At 60.5% G+C, this 23,209-nt stretch carries 25 protein-coding genes; 12 read left to right on the forward strand and 13 right to left on the reverse strand.

Annotated elements, in window-relative coordinates; translation table 11 throughout:
• The first annotated feature begins 55 nt into the window (after positions 1-55).
• Positions 56-451, forward strand: a complete 396-nt coding sequence (locus tag KCG44_RS05975; RefSeq protein ID WP_218444930.1) for a GFA family protein — start codon at positions 56-58, stop codon at positions 449-451.
• 5 nt (positions 452-456) lie between these two features.
• On the opposite strand, the gene ccmE is transcribed toward KCG44_RS05975, so the two are convergent.
• The gene (gene ccmE / locus KCG44_RS05980; protein WP_218444931.1) at positions 457-906 is read right to left on the reverse strand and encodes a cytochrome c maturation protein CcmE; all 450 of its coding nucleotides are present in this window, start codon (positions 904-906) and stop codon (positions 457-459) included.
• Between the two features lie 100 nt (positions 907-1,006).
• The gene (locus KCG44_RS05985; protein ID WP_218444933.1) at positions 1,007-1,726 is read right to left on the reverse strand and encodes a heme ABC transporter permease; all 720 of its coding nucleotides are present in this window, start codon (positions 1,724-1,726) and stop codon (positions 1,007-1,009) included.
• Positions 1,727-1,837: 111 nt separating this feature from the next.
• On the opposite strand from KCG44_RS05985, the gene KCG44_RS05990 reads away from it, so the two are divergent.
• Entirely contained in the window at positions 1,838-4,003 is a 2,166-nt protein-coding gene (locus tag KCG44_RS05990; RefSeq protein WP_218444935.1) for a methyl-accepting chemotaxis protein, read from the forward strand.
• A 121-nt stretch (positions 4,004-4,124) separates the two neighbouring features.
• Positions 4,125-6,323 carry a M3 family metallopeptidase gene (locus KCG44_RS05995; RefSeq protein ID WP_218444937.1) on the forward strand — a complete coding sequence of 733 codons (2,199 nt, stop codon included), beginning with the start codon at positions 4,125-4,127 and terminating at the stop codon, positions 6,321-6,323.
• A gap of 24 nt (positions 6,324-6,347) precedes the next feature.
• Here KCG44_RS05995 and thpR read toward each other — a convergent pair whose 3' ends face one another.
• Together thpR and KCG44_RS06005 are read right to left on the reverse strand one after the other, a co-directional pair.
• Positions 6,348-6,911 carry an RNA 2',3'-cyclic phosphodiesterase gene (gene thpR, locus KCG44_RS06000; RefSeq protein ID WP_218444939.1) on the reverse strand — a complete coding sequence of 188 codons (564 nt, stop codon included), beginning with the start codon at positions 6,909-6,911 and terminating at the stop codon, positions 6,348-6,350.
• A 17-nt stretch (positions 6,912-6,928) separates the two neighbouring features.
• On the reverse strand, positions 6,929-7,492 hold the full coding sequence (locus tag KCG44_RS06005; RefSeq protein ID WP_255536378.1) for an arylesterase: 564 nt from the start codon (positions 7,490-7,492) through the stop codon (positions 6,929-6,931).
• Between the two features lie 115 nt (positions 7,493-7,607).
• On the opposite strand from KCG44_RS06005, the gene KCG44_RS06010 reads away from it, so the two are divergent.
• Both KCG44_RS06010 and KCG44_RS06015 read left to right on the forward strand, forming a co-directional pair.
• Entirely contained in the window at positions 7,608-8,312 is a 705-nt protein-coding gene (locus KCG44_RS06010) for an ABC transporter ATP-binding protein (RefSeq protein ID WP_218444942.1), read from the forward strand.
• Positions 8,309-10,795: an ABC transporter permease gene (locus KCG44_RS06015; protein ID WP_218444944.1), complete on the forward strand. Its 2,487-nt coding sequence runs from the start codon at positions 8,309-8,311 to the stop codon at positions 10,793-10,795. Before KCG44_RS06010 ends, KCG44_RS06015 begins: the two co-directional genes overlap by 4 nt.
• Positions 10,796-10,804: 9 nt before the next feature.
• Here the strand turns inward: KCG44_RS06015 and KCG44_RS06020 are convergent, their stop codons facing one another.
• Positions 10,805-11,491, reverse strand: coding sequence for a S24 family peptidase (locus KCG44_RS06020; protein ID WP_218444946.1), 687 nt, complete (start codon positions 11,489-11,491; stop codon positions 10,805-10,807).
• A gap of 90 nt (positions 11,492-11,581) precedes the next feature.
• Here KCG44_RS06020 and KCG44_RS06025 point away from each other — a divergent pair, with 90 nt between their 5' ends.
• Both KCG44_RS06025 and KCG44_RS06030 read left to right on the forward strand, forming a co-directional pair.
• A complete protein-coding gene (locus KCG44_RS06025; protein ID WP_218444948.1) occupies positions 11,582-11,854 on the forward strand; it encodes a hypothetical protein in 273 nt (90 codons plus the stop codon).
• 29 nt (positions 11,855-11,883) lie between these two features.
• A complete protein-coding gene (locus KCG44_RS06030) occupies positions 11,884-12,267 on the forward strand; it encodes a hypothetical protein (protein ID WP_218444950.1) in 384 nt (127 codons plus the stop codon).
• 15 nt (positions 12,268-12,282) lie between these two features.
• Here KCG44_RS06030 and KCG44_RS06035 read toward each other — a convergent pair whose 3' ends face one another.
• On the reverse strand, positions 12,283-12,684 hold the full coding sequence (locus tag KCG44_RS06035; RefSeq protein ID WP_218444952.1) for an MAPEG family protein: 402 nt from the start codon (positions 12,682-12,684) through the stop codon (positions 12,283-12,285).
• Between the two features lie 45 nt (positions 12,685-12,729).
• Complete coding sequence (uvrC, locus tag KCG44_RS06040) at positions 12,730-14,649, reverse strand: excinuclease ABC subunit UvrC (protein ID WP_218445639.1); 1,920 nt, start codon at positions 14,647-14,649, stop codon at positions 12,730-12,732.
• 89 nt (positions 14,650-14,738) lie between these two features.
• On the opposite strand from uvrC, the gene KCG44_RS06045 reads away from it, so the two are divergent.
• Positions 14,739-15,104: a dihydroneopterin aldolase gene (locus tag KCG44_RS06045; RefSeq protein WP_218444953.1), complete on the forward strand. Its 366-nt coding sequence runs from the start codon at positions 14,739-14,741 to the stop codon at positions 15,102-15,104.
• Positions 15,101-15,853 (forward strand): SDR family oxidoreductase, encoded by a 753-nt coding sequence (locus KCG44_RS06050; protein ID WP_218444954.1) that lies wholly within the window; start codon positions 15,101-15,103, stop codon positions 15,851-15,853. Before KCG44_RS06045 ends, KCG44_RS06050 begins: the two co-directional genes overlap by 4 nt.
• Before the next feature lie 20 nt (positions 15,854-15,873).
• Here the strand turns inward: KCG44_RS06050 and KCG44_RS06055 are convergent, their stop codons facing one another.
• The 3 genes from KCG44_RS06055 to fmt all read right to left on the reverse strand — a co-directional run bounded on the left by KCG44_RS06055 (position 15,874) and on the right by fmt (position 18,121).
• On the reverse strand, positions 15,874-16,269 hold the full coding sequence (locus KCG44_RS06055) for a hypothetical protein (RefSeq protein ID WP_218444955.1): 396 nt from the start codon (positions 16,267-16,269) through the stop codon (positions 15,874-15,876).
• Between the two features lie 209 nt (positions 16,270-16,478).
• A complete protein-coding gene (gene truA, locus KCG44_RS06060) occupies positions 16,479-17,219 on the reverse strand; it encodes a tRNA pseudouridine(38-40) synthase TruA (protein WP_218444957.1) in 741 nt (246 codons plus the stop codon).
• Complete coding sequence (gene fmt, locus KCG44_RS06065; protein ID WP_218444959.1) at positions 17,201-18,121, reverse strand: methionyl-tRNA formyltransferase; 921 nt, start codon at positions 18,119-18,121, stop codon at positions 17,201-17,203. The genes truA and fmt overlap by 19 nt, the downstream gene beginning before the upstream one ends.
• 149 nt (positions 18,122-18,270) lie before the next feature.
• Here fmt and recR point away from each other — a divergent pair, with 149 nt between their 5' ends.
• From recR to KCG44_RS06080, 3 genes are all read left to right on the forward strand, one after another.
• The gene (gene recR / locus KCG44_RS06070; protein ID WP_218444961.1) at positions 18,271-18,870 is read left to right on the forward strand and encodes a recombination mediator RecR; all 600 of its coding nucleotides are present in this window, start codon (positions 18,271-18,273) and stop codon (positions 18,868-18,870) included.
• A 6-nt stretch (positions 18,871-18,876) separates the two neighbouring features.
• Complete coding sequence (def, locus tag KCG44_RS06075) at positions 18,877-19,413, forward strand: peptide deformylase (protein WP_218444963.1); 537 nt, start codon at positions 18,877-18,879, stop codon at positions 19,411-19,413.
• Positions 19,414-19,665: 252 nt separating this feature from the next.
• Positions 19,666-19,926, forward strand: coding sequence for a hypothetical protein (locus KCG44_RS06080; protein ID WP_218444965.1), 261 nt, complete (start codon positions 19,666-19,668; stop codon positions 19,924-19,926).
• Between the two features lie 21 nt (positions 19,927-19,947).
• Here KCG44_RS06080 and KCG44_RS06085 read toward each other — a convergent pair whose 3' ends face one another.
• The 3 genes from KCG44_RS06085 to KCG44_RS06095 form a co-directional block, all read right to left on the reverse strand.
• A complete protein-coding gene (locus KCG44_RS06085) occupies positions 19,948-20,685 on the reverse strand; it encodes an arginyltransferase (protein WP_218444967.1) in 738 nt (245 codons plus the stop codon).
• Positions 20,686-20,796: 111 nt separating this feature from the next.
• A complete protein-coding gene (locus KCG44_RS06090; protein ID WP_218444969.1) occupies positions 20,797-22,020 on the reverse strand; it encodes a threonine ammonia-lyase in 1,224 nt (407 codons plus the stop codon).
• A 58-nt stretch (positions 22,021-22,078) separates the two neighbouring features.
• Entirely contained in the window at positions 22,079-23,167 is a 1,089-nt protein-coding gene (locus tag KCG44_RS06095) for a site-specific DNA-methyltransferase (protein WP_218444972.1), read from the reverse strand.
• Between the last annotated feature and the right edge of the window lie 42 nt (positions 23,168-23,209).

The raw sequence follows: 23,209 nt of genomic DNA on the forward strand, positions 1-23,209 counted from the left end.
TCGCTTAACAGGGGTTTCTGTTAATGTGCAGCGGAAAGCGAAAGGGAGAGACAATATGGCCGAGGGAGGCTGTCACTGCGGCGCGGTTCGCTACCGGATCACCGGAATTCCGCTTACCAGTGTGATCTGCAACTGCCTGACATGCCGGAAAACGTCAGGTGCCCAGAACGTGGCCTACTTCATGGTGACGCAGGATGCGTTCCGCCTTATCAAGGGGCGGTCAAGGCGATATGCTTCCTCCGAAGGTGTGTCGCGGCGTTTTTGCGAGAATTGCGGCACCACGCTAACGTTCGAGGCGGACTATCTGGAAGGTCTGATCGACGTCACGCTCGCGTCGCTGGATGATCCGCAGGCCTATCCGCCCAAGGCCCATATCAACGATCGCGACGCGATCGGCTGGAGCCGGCATCAGGACGGACTGCCACGCTTCAAAGCGTTTCCGCCAAGATAATCAATCTAGAGGACGGGGCGCGCCTTCGCCTCGGCTTCTGCCTTTGCGAGCGCATCGGCAACTTCGGGCGGCATGTAGTTCTCATCATGTTTCGCGAGCAGGCTGTCCGCCGCGAAGGTTCCGTCGGGGTCCATGCTGCCATCGGCGATGACACCCTGTCCTTCGCGAAACAGGTCCGGCACCAGCCCCGCGTAACGGACCGGTATGGCTTCCAGCCGGTCGGTCACGCGAAAGTGGATCGTGATGCCATCGGGCTGTCTCTCGACGCTGCCTTCCTCGACAAGACCGCCAAGGCGAATGGCCTGTCCGGGCGTGACATTGGCGGCGGCGAGGTCCGCCGGCGCATAAAAAAAGGATGCACCCGCTTTCATCGCGGGCATGGCGAGGAGCACGGCTACGATCAACGCGGTGACCGCGGCTCCGGCGAGCGCCAGTCTTTGATGCTTGGGTTTCATTTTTCGGAATTCCGCATGGTTATAAACGCCCAGACGAGAAGGCCGCCAACGCCGATAAACGTCACAAGATACGCGGCAATGACAAAGTCTGTCTGGCTGGTCATGCCGTCTGCGCCAGTCGCGCCGCGCGCGCGGATCGTTTTCGTGCGGCGATCAACGCCCGCATGCGCATCAAGGTCGCGGCGGCCATCAGGAAGGAGAAGCCGGCCGCGCTCGCAAGGAGCGGCCATAGCATTGCCTGGTCGATGCTGGACCCCTCAAGCGTGATGCTGGCGGGCTGATGCAACGTGTTCCACCACTCCACGCTGAATTTTATGATGGGCAGATTGACGAGGCCGAACAGCGCCAGCACCGACGCCATCTTCGCGCCGCGGGCCGGATCATCATAGCCGCGCGCCAAAGCGATGATGCCGAGATACAGGAAAAACAGAACCAGCACGGACGTCAGGCGTCCATCCCACACCCAATATGTCCCCCATGTCGGGCGTCCCCATAGCGATCCGGTGAGCAGGCATAGCGCTGAGAAGACGGCGCCAATGGGTGCGAGCGCGACGAGTGCCACCTCCGCCAGGGGATGTTTCCAGACCAGCGCGGCAAAGGCGGCGACGCCGCACGACAGATATCCCGCCATGGAAAGCCATGCCATAGGCACGTGAATGTAGATGATCCGAACGCTTTCGCCCTGAAGATAATCCGGCGGAGCCCGGAACAGCCCCCACCAGAGCCCGCCTGCGACAAGGACCAGGCCGCCGAGGAGAGTCCACATCGTGATTGGTTGTGCGATTTCCAGGAATCGCTTCGGGTTGGCGTAACGGTGCATATCACTTCGGAAATAGCATCGCCGGACGCGATTGCCAGCCTTGAAGGTGGTTTTGTCTATCTCCGACCGCTCTTACGCGTGTGTTAACCAAAGGCGGCATAGATATCAGATATGCTGAGTCGCCTGACCCTTCGCCAGAGAGTTGCGCTCGTCGCGGCGATACCGCTTCTGGCCTGTTTTCTGTTCGGCGTCCAGAATGCCTCCAGAATGTACGATCAATATGTCACCCTGGATGACGCCGAGCAGATCGTCGGTATCAGTCCCCTGATCGGAAAATGGGTTTATGGCCTGCAGCGCGAACGGGATCTTTCGGCGACATTGGCCGCTGGCGACGGAGAGCCTGACGCATATCTGATGGGCGAGCTTGCGAAACAAAAGCCGCTCACCGACGCTGCGGCGCTTGCGTTGCGAGAAGGCGTTGAGGATTTCAGATTTGGAAACGGTTCGTCACCGCTGTTTCGGAACGCATTGCTGGGCTCGTCGTCGCAGGACGAATATCGCAAGGCGCGCGTAAGCCTGGACGAAAGCCTTAAAAAAATATCCGAATTTGCGGGAAGAATGACGGAATTGCGTCCCGTTGCCACGGCCGCCAAAACAGATAGTCAGGCGGTGTTCGACGCTTATCAGGTGCCAATAGCGGAGAGCTACAAGGTGCTGCATGCCATGTACCTCACCACGAAGGACCCCGTGCTGACGCGCAAGGTCATGCGCCTGTCAGCTCTTGTCTATGCGCGGAACCGGGCATCGATGGAGCGCGGTATGGGCGCGGCGATTATCGCCAGGCAGAAGTTCGGCGAAAAAGAGCTGGTCAGTTTCTTTCGGCTTCGCGGGCAACAAGGTGCTCTTTTCGGGATTGCCGATTGGGGCGACCCGACAGTTCGGCCGGTGCGCGAGCGAACCGACATCGATACCGACAATGGTTTGTCTTTGCTTCGGCGGGAACTCTATTCCAAAGCTGGCCGACTTTCCGACCTTTCATTCGATGAGGTCGAATGGTTCAAGGCTGCGACCAGAAGGGTCGAACTTCTCGACAGTGTCAAGAATGAACAGGTCATGGATTTGCGGGGATATGTCGCCAATGAACAGCGGGCACTGCGCATTTCGCTGTTCATTCAATCAATATTTCTCCTTTGTTTTCTGGGGCTGGTCATCTCTACCATACGTATGGTCGTGGCCAGCATCTGGCGCGCCCTTGAAAGCGTGGAAGCAAAACTGGGTGCCATGGCGGAAGGTGATTTGAGCAGTGCGCCTTCTGATGAAGTCAGCAAGGATTTCGCGGCACTCGACAAGGCCCTGGACAAATTGCGGGACGCCGAACATGCACGCCGCGCAGCGGAAGCCGAAATGCAGCGGTTGAATGAACTGTCCAAAATCGCGCGCAATGGTGAGCGTGACCGTGCGCTTGCGGAGGCGGATGCGGAACGAAGCCGCGCGGAGAAAATGGAAGCGGAGATTTCCAATTTCGAGCGGGGCGCCAACGACCTTTTGCGAGGGTTGCAGGACGCCGCCGACGGTCTTGAAAGCGCTGCAAGAGAGCTGGATGAGATGGCTGGTGTCGCGAAACGGGAAGCCAGCGTCGCGCATGGTGCCTCGGACGACGCGGGCAGCCATGTCGTTGCGGTTTCCAAGGTCTCCGACGGGCTGGCTGAATCGCTGTCCGCCATACGCATGGCGATAAACGATACCAGCACCCGCGCCTTCGAAGCCGCCACGAGCGCGCGGGCGACGCGCGAAGATGCGCGCGCGCTGGCTGAACTATCCGGCCGTATCGATATCGTCGTGTCCGTTATCGACGACATCTCGACGAAGACCAATTTTCTTGCGCTGAATGCGACGATGGCGGCCGCCGCGGCCGGCGCGACACATAATGGCTTTGGTGTAATTGCGAATGAACTGAAGGCATTGACCAGGCAGACGGCCAGTCGTGCAGGTGAGATCGGCGAACTGGTCAAGTCCACGCGTGAACTGTCCGAGGCCGTTTCGGATCGCATGTCAGTTCTTGAGGGGATGGCGCAGACCAATTCGGGCGGGACGGCGACACTGGCGCAGACCATTGCCGTTCATGCCGAGGCCGCCGAGGAAATGAACGTGGCGATGCGGGCAGCGGCGGGGTCCAGCAAGGCGGCATCGGGCGCGGTCGAACGGGTGGCGGAGGTCGCGAGCGACGCCCATGATATGAGCGCGGACCTGCTGCAGGCGGCGAGCAGGGTCGCAACCACGGGCGTCGAATTCCGCCGTATCTATGAGCGATTTGCGCAGAGCATGCGCGCGATCTAGCGTCATATGGGGCTGCTCCTGCGGCACCTGGCGTTACATATGGGACGTTTTGGACTGGAACATCGGTGGCCGACCCGGCATTGATAAGACATTCAATCACATCTCGCGGGAATATTGCCACATGATACATCGCCTTTTTCGCACGCAGCTTGTTGCCGGTGCCAGCCTGATCGCGCTCGCCTCCTGTGCCACGACAAATGCCACGACGGAAACCGCCACGTCGCAAAGTTCCGCGAGCGAGACAAAAGCAGAGTTCAATATGACAGAAGCGCATGACGTCCTGATTGCCGAATGGTCTGGTCCTGAAGGAGGTTTGCCTCCGTTTGATCGCGTTGATCCGTCCAGCCCGGCCGATCTGGAAAAGGCTCTGGAGGAAGGCATCGCCCGGCAGATGGCCGATATTGATGCAATCGCGGCCGATCCCGCTGCGCCTACTTTTGCCAATGTCTTCGTCCCGCTGGAAAAATCGGGCGCGGAACTCGGGCGCGTCGGAACGCTGTACGGCGTCATGGTCAGCAATATGAAGACGCCGGAAATTCAGGGAATTTCCGAGCGTATCAGCCCCAAATTCGCAGCGTTGAGCAACGCGTATAATTTCAACGATGCGCTCTTCGCCCGCGTCAAGGCAGTCTACGATGCGCGCATGAGCAGCGGCCTTGATGCCGAGCAGATCCGTCTGGTCGAAAAAACCTATGATAATTTCGTACAGTCCGGCGCCGCGCTCGCGGACGAGCCGCAGGCCCGCGTCGGCGAGATCAACAAGCAGCTTGCCACGCTGAACAATGATTTCTCGAACCGGGTCGTTGCCGATGAGAGCAAGTTCATTTCCGTGAGCGCCGAGGCGGTATCGTCGCTTCCGGCGTCGTTGCAGGCGAGCTTTGCCGCCGCGGCAACGGAAAATGGGATGACCGGATATGCCGTCGCGAATACGCGTTCATCCGTCGATCCGTTTCTGACATTCTCCGATGACCGCGATGCGCGTGAAACCGTTTGGCGGGCCTTCGTCAATCGCGGAGACAATGGCGATGAGAATGACACGAATGCGCTGATTGGCGAGATCGTGAAGCTGCGCGCCGAACGCGCCAAGCTGCTCGGTTTTGAGAGCCACGCGCATTACCGTATGGCCGACACGATGGCGAAAACGCCGGACCGGGCCATGGACCTGATGATGCGCGTCTGGAAGCCCGCCGTCGCCCGTGTGAAGGAAGAGGTCGCCGACATGCAGGCGCTCGCGGACAAGGAAGGCGCGGGCATCACGATAGAGCCCTGGGATTATCGCTATTATGCCGAGAAGGTCCGCAAGGATCGCTATGCGCTCGACCAGAACGAATTCAAAAATTATCTTGAACTCAACAATCTGATCGATGCGTCATATTACATGGCGGACCGGCTTTACGGCTTTCAGTTTAAAGAAGTCACCGGCACGGTGCCGACGTTCCATCCGGACGTGCGCGTCTACCATGTGACGAACAAGGACGGCAGCCACGCGGGGTATCTCTATCGTGACGATTTCGCGCGACTGGGCAAGCGTTCGGGCGCATGGCAGTCGACCTATCGGGCGCAGGAGAATATCGGCGGCGACAAGGTGCACCCGATTGTCTCAAACAACAATAATTTCACCAAGGGTGCCGGCGATGCGCCCACACTCATCAGCCTGGATGATGCGGAAACGCTGTTCCATGAATTTGGCCATGCCCTGCATGCGCTGTCCAACAACGTCACATATTCAGGCCTTGGCGGTACGCCGCGCGATTTTGTGGAATTCCCAAGTCAGGTGCACGAAAACTGGCTGCTGACGCCGGAAATCCTCGATAAATATGCGCTTCATTACAAAACCGGCGAGCGCATGCCGCAGGAACTCATTGACAAGCTGAACGCGGCGCGAACATTCAATCAGGGGTTTGCGACAGTTGAATATCTGTCGGACGCGATCATCGACATGCAGCTGCATATGAATCCGAATCCGCCAGCGGATTTCGATTCAGACAGGTTTGAGCGGGAAGCTCTGGCCGCGCTTGGCATGCCGGACGAGATTGTGCTGCGTCACCGCCTGCCACACTTCAACCATCTGTTCTCTTCCGACGCCTATTCAGCGGGTTATTACAGCTATTTGTGGTCGGATGTCATGGCATCGGATGCCTGGGCCGCATTTGAGGAAGCGGGTAGTCCCTGGGATCCGGCGACGGCGAAAAAGTTTCAGGATATCATATTGGCGACGGGCGATGCGATCCCGCGCGACGAAGCCTACAGGCAATTCCGCGGCCGTGATCCAGAGGTCGAGGCCCTGCTGAAGAACCGCGGTTTCCCGACCGGCGAATAAGATGATTGCCTTGGCCCGTTCTTTCTAGAGGAAGGACGGGCCGAAGAGGCTTTCCTGCGCGAACGGATAGCGTTCGACGATGGTATATTCCGCACCGGCGCTGGTCAGCCTGCTCTCATAAAGACAGAATTCGTCGGCGGTGTAAGTCGGGATTTTCAGATCGCCGTGCCGCACCATGAAATCGTCCAGCGGCCCGCTTCCCGATGAGAAGCGCGCGAGCGTGATGTGGGGCAGGAATGCGCGCGTCTCACCCGGTATTCCGATCCGCAGCAGCGCGCGGTCCACTTTCCTGTGCAATCGCGTCGCGTCTTGTGGCGGCGACACGCGCGCCCATAGCTGGTTCGGACGGCCGCGGCGGTCAAAGAGGCCGACCCCTGCAATTCCTATCGCCACTGATCGCGTCCGGACACCGGCCAGCGCCTCGGCGATATCGTCCGCTTCCCTGAAGGAGCGCTCACCCAGAAAGCGCAGGGTAAGATGCAACTGGTCTTCGCTTTGCCAGCGTGCGCCAATAATCCCGCCCATGGCTTCCATGAGCGCGTCCTTGACGTCGAACGGGGGATCTATGCCGACAAACAGGCGGTGCATCGCGTCTGCCTAGTCGCTTATTTCAGGGCCGTCACCACATCTGGCAAAATACCGCGCACGATCACCTTAACCCCCGCCGGATTGGGATGCAGATAGTCGTCCAGCAGATACTGTTTTTTCAGCGCCACACCGCGCAGGAAGAACGGGTATAGTGGAACGTCATGCCGCCGCGCCAGAAAGGGGTAGATGCGATTGAAATAGCGAAACTGCTGCTCACCGACATTTGGCGTGGCGAGCATGCCCGCAATCAGAACATCGATATCACGGCCCCGGATTTCCTCGATGATCGCATTCAGGTTGCGCAGCGTCTGTTTCGGCGCAATGCCGCGCAGCATATCATTCGCGCCGAGTTCGACGATCACCAGATCGGGTTTGACCGGAAGATTGTCGAGCGTCCAGGCAATACGCTGACGCCCGCCAGCGCTGGTATCGCCGGAAACGCCGGCACCAATGACGGTCGCTTCGATACCCGCATTTCGCAATTCCCCCTCCAGCTGCGGCGCGAAACCTTCGCCCTGTTTCAATTGATATCCCGCCATCAGGGAATCACCGAAAGCCAGCACATGTTTCGCCTGAGCCATCGACGGAAAGGCCGATAACAGTGCGACTAGCATTAGTGTTGCATGGACAAAGCCGGTCGCGCGCCCATATGAGCCAGACTTGAAGAGAGCAAAATTCACAGGCGGCGATTCCCTTATGGCAAGATCTGACACTGATATTGTCATCGATGCGGCAAATGTCACGTTGACGCTTTCGGGGGCTGCTGGCCCCGTCGAAATCCTGAAGGGCGTCGACATCAGCCTTGGGAGGGGCGAAAGCGTCGCAATTCTGGGACCGTCCGGGTCAGGCAAGTCCTCGCTGATGGCTGTACTGTCAGGTCTGGAACGCGCCACAAGTGGAAATATCCTTATTGGCGGCAATAATTTCGGCACGATGTCGGAAGACGAGCTGGCGCGCGCGCGCCGCGGCCAGATCGGCATCGTTCTGCAGGCCTTTCATCTGTTGCCGACGATGACGGCGCTGGAAAATGTCGCCGTGCCCTTGGAACTCGCTGGCGCTGCCAATGCCTTTACGCGGGCAGAGGCGGAGCTGAAGGCTGTCGGCCTTGGCCACCGGCTGACGCATTATCCGTCGCAGCTGTCCGGCGGCGAACAGCAACGGGTCGCGATCGCGCGGGCAACCGCGCCCGGACCCACCTTATTGTTCGCCGATGAGCCGACCGGCAATCTGGACGGCAGTACCGGCCATGAGATCGTCGACCTGCTTTTTGACCGGCAGGCCGCGCAGGGCACCACGCTGTTAATGGTCACACATGATCCTGAAGTGGCCGCGCGCTGTGCCCGTATCGTCGAGATGAGGGACGGAAAGATCGTCAGCGATAAAGTCAAAGCAGCCGCATGATTGCGCTGCGCCTAGCCCTGCGTGATCTGCGCGGCGGTCTGGGCGGCCTTCGCCTGCTGGCGGTGTGCCTGTTTCTCGGCGTTGCCGCGATTGCGGGTGTGGGCAGTCTGAGCAGCTCGATCGTTGCGGCGCTTGCCTCGCAGGGGCAGGAAATTCTTGGCGGTGATGTCGAGGTGCGTATCGCCCAGCGCCGCGCCACCGATGAAGAGCGCGCCGCGTTCACTGCCGAGGGCGACCTGACCGAAATTGTCCAGATGCGCGCCAATGTGGCGACAGAAGAGCGCTCCATCATCGGCGAGCTGAAAGCGGTCGATGACGCATTTCCGCTCTATGGCGACTTCTCCCTGCAGGATGGCCTGTCGCTGCCGGAAGCCCTGGCCGGGGGTGTCGTTATTGGCCGCGATGCCGCGGAAACGCTGGGCCTGGTGATTGGCGACCGGGTGCGTATCGGCTTCGCCGAATTGCCCGTCTCAGGCGTGCTGTCGGATGAACCCGATAAGGTCGCCGAGGGTTTTGTGCTGGGGCCGACATTGCTGATGAATGCCGCGCGGCTGGCGGAAACGCAGCTTGAAAGACCCGGTAGCCTTTATCGCGTGCATTACCGCATCCGCACGTCCGGCGACGTCGATCCAGGCGAGGTCGCCTCACGCCTTGAGGAAACCTTTCCAGAGGCGGGTTTCCGCATTCAGGACCGGACCAACGCGGCGCCCGGCGCGCGCCGGTTTATCCTGAACACGGGACAGTTCCTGACGATGGTCGGGCTGACCAGCCTGCTGGTGGCGGGTGTCGGCGTCGCGAGCGGGGTCGGCTCATATCTGTCGGCGAAAACGCGGGCGATCGCGGCATTGAAAAGCATCGGTGCGGACTCGTCGACAATCTTCGCCATTTACCTGATCCAGATCGCCATCGTGGCGCTGATTGCGGTTGTGGCAGGCGCCGCCATAGGTGCCCTCGTTCCCGCGCTTGTGGGCGCGCTGGCCGGCGACACGCTGCCGGTCCCGCCGCGCGCCGGGATTTACCCGCTGCCCCTGTTCAGTGCGATCCTGTACGGCCTGCTTGCTGCCGCGTTATTCGCCCTTTGGCCGTTAACGCAGGCCCGTGATGTGCCCGCCGCGCGGCTGTTCCGGGCGGGCGTGGAAAAGCTCCAGCGGCCGCCGCTCGGCGTCGTCCTTGCCATGGCGGCGGCGGCCGTCATCATTGCGGCGCTGGCCATCCTGCAGGCGCGTGAGCCCCTGTTCGCGGCCGGTTTCCTGGGCGCCGCTGTCGCCGTGCTCTTCATTCTGGCCGCGCTTGCCGGACTGATCACGTTCATCGCCCGGCGGCTGCCGAGGCCGCGCCAGCCGCTGGTTCGTCTGGCCCTGGCAAATCTGACCCGGCCGGGCGGCATGACCCGCGAATTGACGATTGCGCTTGGCCTTGGACTGACATTGTTCGCGACTCTTGCGGTCATCGAGACAAATCTTGGCCGTCAGATCGGGGAAAGCATCCCCGCCGAAGCGCCAAGCCATTTTGTGCTCGACATCCCATCCGACTCCGCGAGCGATTTTCGCGCGACGGTCGAGAATGCCGCCGAAGGGGCGGGTATCCGCATGGTTCCCAGCCTGCGCGGCCCGGTTACCATGCTGAACGACGTCAAGGTCGCCGATATGGACGACATTCCCGAAGGCGGCTGGGTGCTGCGCGGGGATCGCGGATTGACCTATGCGTGGGACGTGCCCGAGGGAAACCGGGTTATCGAAGGAGAGTGGTGGCCGGACGATTATGATGGGCCGCAACTGGTTTCCATGGATGCCGAGATCGCGGCGACGCTGGGTCTGTCAGTGGGCGATAGGATAACGGTCACCATCCTCGGCCTGCCGCTGGAAGCTACAATTTCCAATCTCAGGGAGATCGACTGGGGTTCCATGGGTTTCAATTTCGCCCTCGTTTACTCACCGGGCCCGATTGAGCAGGCACCGCACAGCTTCATGGCGACGGTACGGGCCGCCAATGGCGATGATCGGGCGCTGTCCCGCGCAATGGGCGCACGTTTTCCCAGCGCGAGCATGATCCGTGTGCGCGATGTCGTTTCGAGCGCGCAGGGGCTGCTCAGCCAGCTCACCACAGCGATCCGCGCGTCGGCTTCGGTGGCGATTCTGGCAGGAATCGCGGTCCTGGTGGGTGCCATTGCCGCCGCGCGTCGCGCGCGGACATATGATGCCGTCATGCTGAAAGTCCTCGGCGCGACACGCGGGCAGATCCTGATCGCGTTCCTGATCGAGTTCGTTCTGCTCGCGGTGACGGTGTCGGGGCTCGCGCTGGCATTGGGCGCGGCGGGCGGCTGGTATGTCGTGACGCAGGTCTTCGATCTTGAATGGCTACCGGACTGGGCGCCCGTGCTGGCGATTACCGGGTCGGGGGCAGCGGTCGTAATCCTGTTCAGTCTGGTCGGTGCCTGGCAATCACTGCGCGTCCGTCCCGCGCAGGCGCTGCGTTCGTTATAGACGGGTTTCCTACCGCAGCTGGCGGCCGACCCAGATGACACGTCCGATGATCTCCACATCCGCCGGATCGCAGTCGCCGACGTCGGGATACATGGCATTATCGCTTGTGATGCGGATCGTTCGCGCGGCAGGATTGCGCATGATGCGTTTCACGATCAGGGCGTCGTCGGCGCGCATAACATAGATGCCGTCGCGCAGCCGGGCTGCGCCATCGCCCCTATCGACCAGAATGGGATCGCCATCGCCAAGCGTTGGCAGCATCGAATCGCCCTGCACCTTGATGACCGAAAGCAGTTCCGGATCGCTGCTGGAGATTGCCTTCATCCAGCGCACCTGAAAGGCGAGGGCGGATTCCGCCGCCTCTTGCTCGCCGGTGAGCGCGCCGGAACCCGCCGATGCGCCAATGCCGGTAAAATAGGGAACCAGCATATAGTCATCCACTGCCCGTGCCTTGCCAGCAGCGACTGCGCGGCCCGCAATTGCGCGCGATCCGCCAAGGTCAGATTCGGGGACGTTGAAATGGAGAGCCAGCTTGCGGCGATCCGATTCGTCCAGCTTTCTGGGTACGCCGCGCTTGATAAACTGCTGAATATAAGCCGGATTACGGCCAAGCATACGCGAAAGCGATGTGTAATCCGCACCGCTATTGCGGATCAGTTCGTCAAGCCGCCGCCTTACGATTTCGGTTTCCTTCATTTGGCAACCCTTTGAGTCATTCATTCTGGATAGAACAAAAAACGAACAAGTTCAATGTGGTCGTTTTTCGCCTTCAAAAATAGGAAATAAATGAAGATCATTCATTACCTATTTGGAAAGGGATACAATATGTCGATTATGGTGGAAATCGATCGCTGCATACGTTCCGGTTCTCATTCGGCGACGAGACTCGGGCGGGAAGCTGTCGGTGATCCCCGATTGGTCTTCGATATGCGCCGGGGGCGCCAGTTGCGCCCGGAAACAGAAGAGAAAATAATGAATTATTTGGCCGGGCTGCACCATTGCCTGCCCGAAACGGCGAATTGCACGTCAGCCAGAGAGGCGGCGATATGCGCGACATGATCGAGAAGGCGTCTGCCGGTGAAAGGTTCATGACTGATATATTGAGCCCTGCACAGGGGCAGGAACAGCCGGGAACGGGTTCAGAAGGCATCGATAGGCAATTGCCTGTCGTGCAAATCTTGGAAATTTCCTCTCAACAATGGGCCAGCGCCAGTTTTGACGGCATGCAGTATGAGATCCGCATTGGTATTGGCGGTCTGGAAAATGACGTCGATAGCCTTGCCCGCCTGATCGAACGCGACTTGTCGGCGGAAGATTCCGAGTTGCTGGCGATGTCGGTGCCTGAAGGGGCATCCGCGGCGGAAACAGGGACCGTCATCGACGTCACGCGCCTTGGCACGGACAAAACCATCGACGGCGCTGGGAATGCCGTCAGTGTGGTGACATTTCTGGCACTGAGCCTATCGGACTGAGCGGACAGCCGCTGTTCAGGAGAGAAGCTGCCATGACACCGCGCCAAGGCACGCGATGAGAACACTGAGGGTCGCGAAAGCGGAGATCATGAATCCCGGTACCCGCTTCTCCGGTGCCCTTACATACCCTGTGACATACATGTAGCGGCCGATCGCAAAGACAGCACCGTAAATGCCGCCGGCAAGGTCGCCAAACACACCCGCGAAAATGATGCAAAGGGGCAGGAAGATAACCATATATTCCAGCGTATTCATCTGCGCGCGCAGGGCACGGTCAAATTCCTCGTGACCCGACATCGCGGGCACCTTGATGCCATGCTTGCCGCGCATCTTACCCACGCCGCGAATGGCGATGACATAAACGATGAGGACGGCGAGTACCCCAAGTGCGGTGAACGGAAAGGCGATGGACTGCATAACGGGGGTCTTTCATGTCTCTGAGTCACGCTCAGCCCTGACAGATCATCCCGCGGGATGGAAGTGGTCATACACTTTCTGTGCTACTGTCTTTGAAACGCCCGGAGTGTCGAGCAGCGCCTCGAGCGCCGCGCCGCGAACGGCTTTCGCCGTACCGAAATGCATCAGGAGTGCGCGTTTGCGCGACGGTCCTATGCCCGGAATCTCGTCGAGCGGACTGGCGGAAATGTCCCGTGATCTCTTGGCCCTGTGCGCCCCGATGGCAAAGCGGTGCGCCTCGTCGCGCAGGCGCTGCAGGTAGAACAGCACGGCGTCATTCGTAGGAAGGGTAAGTTCGCGCCCATCCTCCATGTAGAAAGTCTCGCGTCCGGCGTTGCGGTCCGGGCCCTTGGCGACGCCGACCATGGGAATATCGGCGACGCCGAGTTCCTCAGCGATTTCGCGGGCGGCCGACAATTGGCCCTTGCCGCCGTCGATCAGGATCAGATCCGGCCACATGCCGCGCGTGCGGTCGGGATCGTCCTTTGGCAGGCGGGCAAGACGGCGTCGCAGGACGTGCTTCATCATCGCGAAATCATCGCCCGGCGCAATGGAGGCGTCCTTTATGTTGAATTTGCGATAGGCGTTCTTCTGGAACCCCTCCGGCCCGGCGACGATCATCGCACCGCCCGCATTCGTGCCCTGAATATGGCTATTATCGTAGGTCTCGATCCGCTGCGGTGGCCCTTCAAGCTCGAACAGCTCGGCAACCTGACGAAGGAGTTTCGCCTGGGTGGTGGATTCGGCAAGACGGCGGTCCAGCGCTTCCTCGGCATTGCGGGCCGCCTGTTCGATCAGGCGGCGAAGCGCGCCGCGCCGGGGCCGCTTCAGCGTGATCTTCCTGTCCGCGCGTTCGCTCAACGCTTCGGCAATCAATTCTGCTTCGGGCAGGTCGCGATCAACGAGGATTTCCGGCGGCAGCGGCATGTCCTCATAGAACTGCGTCAGGAACGCGGACAGAACCCTCTCCAGATCTTCGCCAGACACGTTTTTCGGGAAAAAGGCGCGGTGTCCCCAATTCTGCCCGCCACGTACGAAAAATGCCTGGATGCAGACCTGATTTGCCTTTGCGGCAAGCGCGATGATGTCGGCGTCCCGCGCGCCCTCCGCGGTTCCGGCCTGACCCTGAATATAGGTCAGCGCGCGCAGGCGGTCCCGGTAGACGGCCGCCAGTTCGAAATCCTGTTCCGCGGCGGCGGCCGTCATCGCCTCGCCAAGCTTGCGCTGTACCTTCTGACTGCGGCCCGCGAGGAAGTCCTTCGTGTCGGCGACGAGGTCGGCATAGCCGCCGCCATCGACCTTTCCCACGCACGGGGCGGAGCAGCGACGGATTTGATACAGCAGGCAGGGACGCGACCTGTTGTTCATGTAACTGTCGGAGCAGGATCGCAGCAAAAACACTTTCTGCAATGCATTCAGCGTTCTGTTAACCGAACCCGCGCTGGCGAAGGGGCCGAAATAAACGCCGTTTCCACGCCGCGCGCCGCGATGCTTGCGGATCTGTGGGAAGTCGTGATCTTCCCGCAGGAAGATGAACGGAAAGCTCTTATCGTCGCGCAGCAGCACATTGAACGCGGGGCGAAAGCGCTTGATCAGCTGCGCTTCCAGCAACAGGGCCTCGGCCTCCGTAGCCGTCGTGACGATGGTCATTTCGCGGGTCAGCGATACCATGCGCTGCAACCGCTTGGGCAGACGCGCGACCTGAGTATAATTTGTGACGCGCGCGCGCAGGCTGCGGGCTTTTCCGACGTAAAGCACCGTGCCGTCCGCATCCTGCATCCGATAGACGCCCGGTCGCACGGGGAGCGTGTTGAGCACATTCCGGATGGCGGCGATGCCGATGTCGAGGTCGGGCTGGTCCTTGCCGCGCACGGCATAAGTTGCGCGCTCTTCGGAAAATCGGTCGGGAAGGTCGCCGGTGGCCATGCCAGTGAATGTAGGGATAAGTGCCACGGACGCCAGTGCATTCGCCGCGCTTGTTTCCTTTGGCCGGGGATTGGATTAGGGGCGCGGGCATGACATCGACACTGCAACTCCAGGTCCGCGATATCGATCTGATGATCCTGACGGGCATTTATTCCGAAGAGACGCACCTGCCACAGCTTTTGCGCGTTTCCGTGACGGCGGACCTGACTGCGCCCGAACATTTCGCACCCGACGCGAAACTCACGGACTCCAAGAATTATATGGACCTGAAGGACGCCGTGCTGAACACCTGTCCCGAAGGGCAGCATTATGTGCTGGTTGAAGCGGTGGCCGATGCGATTATCGACAGCCTGTTTCAGGACGACCGGGTCACGGCAGCGACGGTGAACATCGTAAAGACCGCGTTGACGGAAAAGGAAGAGCGTATCGGTATCGAGCGTACACGAACGCGATGAAGCTTGCGCTCGTGACAGGAGGAACGCAGCGTCTGGGCGCGGCGATAGCGGCGGAACTCGCCGCACACGGCTGGGCATTGGCGCTGCATTATCGATCGGCACCTGAGCCCACGCCGGAGCTTGCCCAGGCCGTCGCCAAGGCCAGTATACGCAGCGCGACTTTTCCCGCCGATCTGAGCGAGGAGGGAAGCGAGTCGAAGCTGATCGCCGATGTCACCGCGCATTTTGAGACGCCGCCGACACTCCTAATCAATAACGCGTCGCTATTTGGTGCGGACCGTCTGGACAACACCGGAATTGACGATCTGATGCGGCACTACCGCGTAAACACGGCCGCGCCGACGATGTTGGCGAAAGCGTTCGTGGCGCAGTTGCGGATGAGCGGAGACAGGGGGGCGATCGTCAATATGCTCGACCAACGTCTTGCGCAGCCGCATGGCGACAATCTCGCTTATACGATGTCGAAATTCGCATTGGCCGGACTGACGGAAATTCTGGCAAGAACGCTTGCGCCCGATGTGCGCGTCAATTCCGTTGCTCCGGGCCTTACGATACCAACCTCCGCTTATAATGACGCGGCATTGCAGCGCGCGCGCGCCGCGATGCCGCTCGCCCGACTGCCGCAGCCAGAGGAAATCGCCCGCGCCGTCGCGTTTCTTGCCGAATCGGAAAGTATAACCGGTGAGTCCATCGCGGTGGATGGCGGCGCGCGGCATGTCAGTTTCGGGCGCGACTTCAACGCGATCTAAAAAGCGCGTTTCATATATTGTTATTGCAGGCTCTCAGGGACTGCCACACTTCCCATATCCGGGCTGACGTCCCCGGCGGAGTCCTGAACGGCGGCAGGGGCGCCACCGTCTGTCGCCGCCTGACTTCTATTGCTCACGGCTGCCTGATGCGCCCTGGCGATGGCCGCTTGCGCTTCAGGAGACAGGTCGCTTTCCGAAGGGTCGATACCCAGATCGCGCAAGGCATCGTCCGCGAGGCCTGTCGCCGAACGCGCGCCTGGCGAAACGGGCGCGGTCGCCGTTGCCGGTGCAAGCGTGGTCGATCGTAAAGAACCGTAAAAATAAACGAAAATGCCGCCGAGTACCAGAATGCCAATGCCAAGCCAGAACAAAAGGGCGTTACCCAGTTTTGGTTTTCGCGGCAGTGTCTTTTGCATCACCATGTTCATACGCTCTCCGGCACTGGCATATCGTTCTGAATGCGAAACGAAATTTACTGTATCCGACCTACGCTTGATATAAAGCAAGAAACGGGCCATTGTTTCAATGGTCTTTGAAAAGATGCGGGAATTCTGGCCGTGTTTTGTCGCTACCTTTTCACCGGTGAAAAATGTGTCAAGCTGACCGACACTTTTTTCCGCAATTGTCAACCATATGTCGCATTCATGAAATAAAGCCCGTCGGGCGGTGCATTGTGGCCCAGCGCCGTGCGGTCGCGCGCTTGCAGGGCACTCAGCATGTCAATCGGCGTCCACCTGCCATCGCCGACCATGACCAGGCATCCCGTGATGGAACGGATCTGGTGATGAAGAAAGCTGGGCGCGGCGGCGCGTATGAATATGCGGTCGCCGCTGCGGCTGACGTCGAGACTGGTGAGTGTCTTCACCGGGCTCAGCGCCTGGCACCGTGACGCGCGGAATGTCGTGAAATCATGCGTGCCGACCAGATGCGCCGCGGCTTGGTTCATCGCATCGACGTCCAGCGCGCGGCTGACGAGCCATTCGCGGCCGCGCGTCAATGTCAGCGGCGCGCGCCTGTTGCGGATGACATATTCATAACTGCGGCCCCTACAGTCGAAGCGGGCGTGGAAATCCGCGTCCACCGCCTCACATTTCAGGATAGAGATGGGGAGCGGACGCAGTTTCGCATTCAGCGCCTCCATCACCCGAAATGGTGTGAATGGCCGCACGATATCGACATGTGCCACCTGCCCGAGCGCATGAACACCGGTATCGGTGCGGCCACTGCCGAATAATGTCGGGATCTCGCCGGCGAAAGCGCCGAAGGCATCCTCGATCGCGGCCTGGACCGTCGGCCCATGCGGCTGTCTTTGCCAGCCCATGAACGGCTGGCCGTCATATTCGATGGTCAGGCGGAAGCGCTGCATGGCGGTACTGATTCGGGCATGTCGAAACCATTTAGCAGATCGTCGATCCCCATGGGGCGTTTCCCGGGCCGCTGCACAAGACGCAGGCGAACAGCGCCTTCTGCGCAGGCGATGGCGCGGCCATCGTGCAGCAACGTGCCGGGCGATGCCTTCTCGCCCGCAAGGACGGCTGTTTCCAGCAGCTTGATCCGCTCCCCATTGGCCCAGAACCACGCGCCGGGTGCCGGGTTCAATGCCCGCACCGTTCGTTCGATATCGATGGCGGATGCTGTGAAATCCAGCGCGGCTTCGGCCTTGTCGATCTTCGCCGCATAGCTGGCGCCCTCGTCCGGCTGCGGTTCAGGTGTCAGGGCGTCGAGGTTTTCCAGCGCCTCAAGCGCCGCTGCTGCACCGACAATCGCCAGCTCGTCGGTCAGCATCCCTGCCGTCTTACCGGCAATTTCGACCTGCCGCGTCAGCAGCATCGGCCCGGTATCCAGCCCCGCCTCCATCTGCATGATGGTCACGCCCGTCACACGGTCGCCCGCCATAATCGCGCGCTGCACGGGCGCCGCGCCGCGCCAGCGGGGCAAAAGCGACGCATGGATGTTGATACAGCCATGTTGCGGGGCATCAAGAACGGCCTGGGGCAGGATCAGCCCATAGGCGGCGACGATTGCGATATCCGCATCGAGCGCCGCGAACTCTGCCTGGGCCGCCGCCGGTCTCAGCGATGCCGGATGGCGAACGTCCAGTCCCCGCGTTTCGGCGAGTGCGTGCACCGCGGTCTGCTGGGGCTTTTTTCCGCGCCGCGCGGCGCGCGGCGGCTGTGTGTAGACCGCGGCGATCTGGTGACCCGCCGCGTGGATCTCGCGCAGTGCGGTCGCCGCAAATGGCGGTGTGCCCATGAAAATGATACGCATGCCGGGGACCTAGAGGCGGCGAACCCCCGGATGCAATGCCAAAGCGCGGTGCGGGTCGCCATTGCGTTCTGTGGTCGGGAAAATCCAATGGGCAAAAGGATTGAGATCAACCGCTTCCGCGTCCCGCTGGAATCCTCTAGACTGACGGAATGTCATCCCCTGAAATCGATGCGCTGACGCAGGCGCTGTCCCGCCTGCCGGGCCTTGGCCCGCGATCGGCGCGGCGCGCGGTGCTGCATTTGCTGAAACGGCGGGAGACGGCGCTGGAGCCATTGCGCGCCGCTCTCGATGCCGTCGATGCGCGCATGTCGACCTGCTCGACCTGCGGCAATGTGGACACGAACAATCCCTGTCACATCTGCACCGATCCGCGCCGGGACGACACGCTGCTCGCCGTCGTCGAGGATGTGGCTGACCTGTGGGCGATGGACCGGGCGCGGCTTTTTTCCGGTCGATACCATGTGCTTGGCGGGCGCCTGTCCGCATTGGAGGGTGTCGGACCGGAAGATTTGTCCGTCGAGCAGCTTCTCGTCAGGGCACGGGATGAACGCGTTACCGAGGTCGTTCTTGCCATGAATGCGACCATGGAAGGGCAAACCACGCTCTATTATATCGCCGAGCGGCTGGAGAGCATGAACGTGAATGTGACGACGTTGGCGCACGGCGTGCCGGTCGGCGGTGAGCTCGACTATCTTGACGAAGGAACGATTGCGCAGGCCTTGCGGGCGCGCCAGCCGCTTTCTAGATAATCGACCATGGCCATTCTTCCTATCATCGAGACCCCCGATCCACTGCTGAAGCAGGTGTCCCAGCCTGTGGATGCCGTCACCGATGAGCTCCGCGTGTTGATGGATGACATGCTGGAAACGATGTACGCCGCGCCGGGCATCGGCCTTGCGGCGGTTCAGGTCGGGCATCCGGTACGTGCGCTCGTCATCGACTTGCAGGAGCTTCCCGAGGGTGAGGAGGATGACGAGAAGCGCGTCCGCAATCCGATGTATTTCGTGAACCCTGAAATTCTGGAAACGTCAGAAGAGATGACGTCCTACAATGAGGGCTGTCTCTCGGTGCCCGAACAATATGCCGATGTGAAGCGCCCGTCGACGATCACCGCACGCTGGCTGGATTATGACGGCAAGCCGCATGAGCGGGAAATCGGCGGTTTTCTGGCGACCGTTCTGCAGCACGAGATGGACCATTTGGAAGGCGTTCTTTTCATCGATCATCTGTCAAAACTGAAGCGTGACATGGTCTTGAAGAAGCTGACGAAAATGCGGCGCCTCGCCGCCTAGCAGCGGTTTTTCGACAATCATGTCGCGCTTTATGGTCGGCGATGTTACCGGGTTTGCAGTTCCGGTCACGCCGCGGATGGAGGTCTGTGCGTTGTCCGGCAGTGCGTTTCAGTTGATCCGTTCTGATTGATTGACACCGCCTTCTGTCGGCCTGCTGCGGTATATTTTCCTTAACTTGCGTCAATATGGACGGAACATACACACGCCGCTGTCGTTCGGTTTTGTACAGTCGTAAAATGGAAAGAGGCAAGCATGGTCGCCCAGACAAGGGTGCTTCTCCTAGGTTTGTTTTGTCTGCTGGGCGTTTCGGCATGCTCGGGCGAATCGGATTCTGACAGCCCCGAGATGGTGGGCGGCGATGTCATGATCACCGATGAGAAGGGCGTGCCGCTGGCGGCGGTAGGCGCAAATGCCGCGGATGATGACGAGATGGAAACAGTAGAGCGTGATGGGTCATCGGGCAGCGGCGCGGATTTCCAGCAAGGCGATCAAGGCGCTTCATCCGCGCCTTAGACAGGCGGCCGCTGCGCCTGGCTAGTCCCTGCGCGTCCAGCCGCCATCTTCGAGGGCTTCCAATGGACGGAAGCGATTTTTGTACGCCATGCGCTGGCACCCTTCGATCCAATATCCAAGATAGACATAGGGCTGGCCCGCGGCCTTCGCGCGGGCGATATGATCGACGATCATATAGGTACCCATGCCTTGCCGGTCATCGAGATCGGGGTCGAAAAAACTATATACCATGCTTAGGCCGTCCGCCTGCTGGTCAGTCAGGCATACACCGATTAAGCGGCCAATTTTCCTTCCTGTTTCCGGCGGTTCCCGATATTCGATGACGAGCGAGCCCACCGGCGTCTGTTCGACCATGTCAGCATAATCATGCTGGTCCATATCGCTCATGCCGCCAACCGGGTGGCGGGCATCGAGATACCGTCTCAGCAGTGCGAACTGTTCGCTGGTTGCGCGGGTTTCGCAGGCATTCACGCTTAAATCGGAATGCTTTCGTATTAGCCGCCGCTGAGATGTGCTCGCTTTGAATTCATTCGCGATCACGCGGACCGATATGCATTTGCGGCACCCGTCACAGCTGGGCCGGTACACGACATTCTGTGAACGGCGAAAGCCGGTGCGCGCCAGCGCCTCGAGCAACTGGTCCGCATTCGCACCGCGCAGTTCGGTAAACACCTTTCGCTCCATCCGGCCCGGCAGATACGGACAGGGCGCAGGCGCGGTCACGAAAAAGCGCGGCAGGCGGAAACTCTGGTCGGTCACGGCCTTATCATAACCAAGCCCAGGCGTGTTCGGCTAGGCTAACAATGTCTCCCGTTCGAGATGCACGCCCAGACTATGTCGCAGACCTTAACATTTGGCGCGCACCATGATTCAGGCGAGTTCGATCATACGGACCTCGTAGCCATGACTTCTCAGGCCCTCCACCAGCCGGTCGAGATGGGCGGCGTCGCGTGTTTCGCACTCGATATCGGTGATCAAACCCTTCGCGGGCAGGCTCGTGAACACCCGCTGGTGATAGACTTCCAGAATGTTGACCTGATGTTCCTCAAACAGGCGCGCAACGTTGAAAAGCTGCCCCGGACGATCCTTCAGGCGGATACGCAGGCGCGCCAGGCGGCCGCTTCTTGCGAGGTCGCGCAGCAGCACGTTCGCAAGCAGGCGCGTATCGATATTGCCGCCGCATAGCGGTAGCCCGACCTTGCGTCCCCGGAACCGCTGCGGATGGGCGAGGAGCGCGGCAAGGCCAGCTGCGCCTGCGCCTTCGACAACGGTCTTCTCAATGCCAAGCAGCATGGAGACGGACTGTTCGAGTTCGCGTTCCGCCACCAGAACGACCTCGTCGACCATCTCTTTCACGATCTGGAAGTTGAGCTCGCCGGGCGACTTGACGCTGATGCCCTCAGCCAGGCTGTCACCATCGCACACGACCGCCTCGCCGCGCATCTTCCCGTACATGGAAGGATAGAGCGCGGCCTGCACGCCAACGATTTCTATGTCGGGTTTGAGATGCTTTGCCGCGATGGCCATTCCAGAAATGAGTCCGCCACCGCCGATAGGGACGCAGAGCATGTCGAGATCAGGCGCGTCCTCGAGCATTTCCACTGCCACCGTGCCCGCTCCGGCAACGATGTAGGGATCATCGAACGGGTGTACGAAGGTGAGGTCGCGTTTCTTCTCGAGCGTCCGGGCATGTGCGAACGCGTCGTCGAATGTCTCGCCATGCAGGACGACATTCGCGCCGTGGCCCTCTGTCTGCGTGACCTTCACGATGGGCGTCGGCTTGGGCATGACGATGGTGGTCGGTATGCCCAGGCGCGCGGCGTGATAGCTAAGCCCCTGGCTGTGATTGCCAGCCGAGGCGGCGATAACGCCCTTTGTGCGCTCCTCATCCGTCAGTGACAGCAGCTTGTTGAGCGCTCCGCGCTCCTTGAAAGCCGCGGTGAACTGCAAATTCTCGAACTTCAGCCAGACGTCGGCACCGGTGATATTGCTCAACGTCTTGGCGTGCATGCAGGGCGTGCGGATGACGTGTCCGTGAATGGCTTTCTGCGCAGCCTGGATATGTTCAAAGGTGACGGGCGGTTTGTAGGTCATTGCGGCGCTCTATTCATTTTATGAGGCATATGCCAGAGGCTACGCGGCAGGAAATGCGTTACCCAGCATGCTGGCGGCGATACTCGTCGCGGAGCGTGTCGAGTGGCTCCAGCTTGCCTGCCGTTTCGGTATGCCAGAAGGTCCAGCCATTGCAGCTGGGCGCGTTTTGCACGCGGGCGCCAAGTTTGTGGATCGATCCCGTCTCCCGGCCGAGGCTAAGCGAGCCGTCGGTGCGAACGCGGGCCTGCCACCGGCGGCGCGTGTCAGTCAGAACGGCGCCAGGGCGTATCAGTCCGGTTTCGACGAGCGAACCAAATGGAACCTTCGGCTGTGCACGGCGGCCCTGCGTTACTTCCAGGGCAGCTTTGGGAACGGGATCGATGGCATCGATACGGGCCCGCGCGACATCGATATATTTCGCCTCGCGCTCCAGTCCGATGAAGTTTCGACCGAGGCGCCGCGCGACCGCGCCCGTCGTGCCCGACCCGCAAAAGGGGTCGAGGATGACGGCACCTGGATCCGTACATGCGGTCAGGATGCGGTGAAGCAGCGCCTCGGGTTTCTGGGTGGGGTGTGCCTTGACGCCGTCCACCTTTACCCGTTCCGCGCCATTACAGATCGGAATCAGCCAGTCGGATCGCATTTGCAGATCGTCATTCATGGCCTTCATGGCGTGATAGTTGAATTTATAGCGCGCTTTTTCCGACTTCGCGCACCAGAGCAGCGTTTCATGCGCATTGGTGAAGCGCGTCCCCTTGAAATTCGGCATCGGGTTCGATTTCCGCCAGATCACATCGTTGAGTATCCAGTAACCGGCGTCCTGCACGGCGGTCCCGACGCGGAAGATATTGTGATAGCTGCCGATGACCCACAAAACGCCGTCGTCTTTCAGAAGGCGCTTTGCTGCGGCCAGCCATTCGCGGGTGAACCGGTCATAGACGGCAAAGCTGTCAAACTGGTCCCAGGCATCGTCGACGGCATCGACCGTCGTACCCTCCGGGCGTGTCAGATCGCCGTTCAGCTGCAGGTTGTAGGGCGGATCGGCGAAGATCAGGTCAACGGATTTGGCGGGCAGTTTCCGCATCTCTTCGATGCAGTCACCGGCGATGATATGGGCGCTTGTTTCCGCTGCTGTCTTGCCTGTCATGCCCTCGTCCCTTGGTGTTCCCATTGTCAGGGGGCGGACCCT

This window comes from Pacificimonas pallii (assembly GCF_019204005.1).
In the GTDB taxonomy this organism is placed as follows: domain Bacteria; phylum Pseudomonadota; class Alphaproteobacteria; order Sphingomonadales; family Sphingomonadaceae; genus Pacificimonas; species Pacificimonas pallii.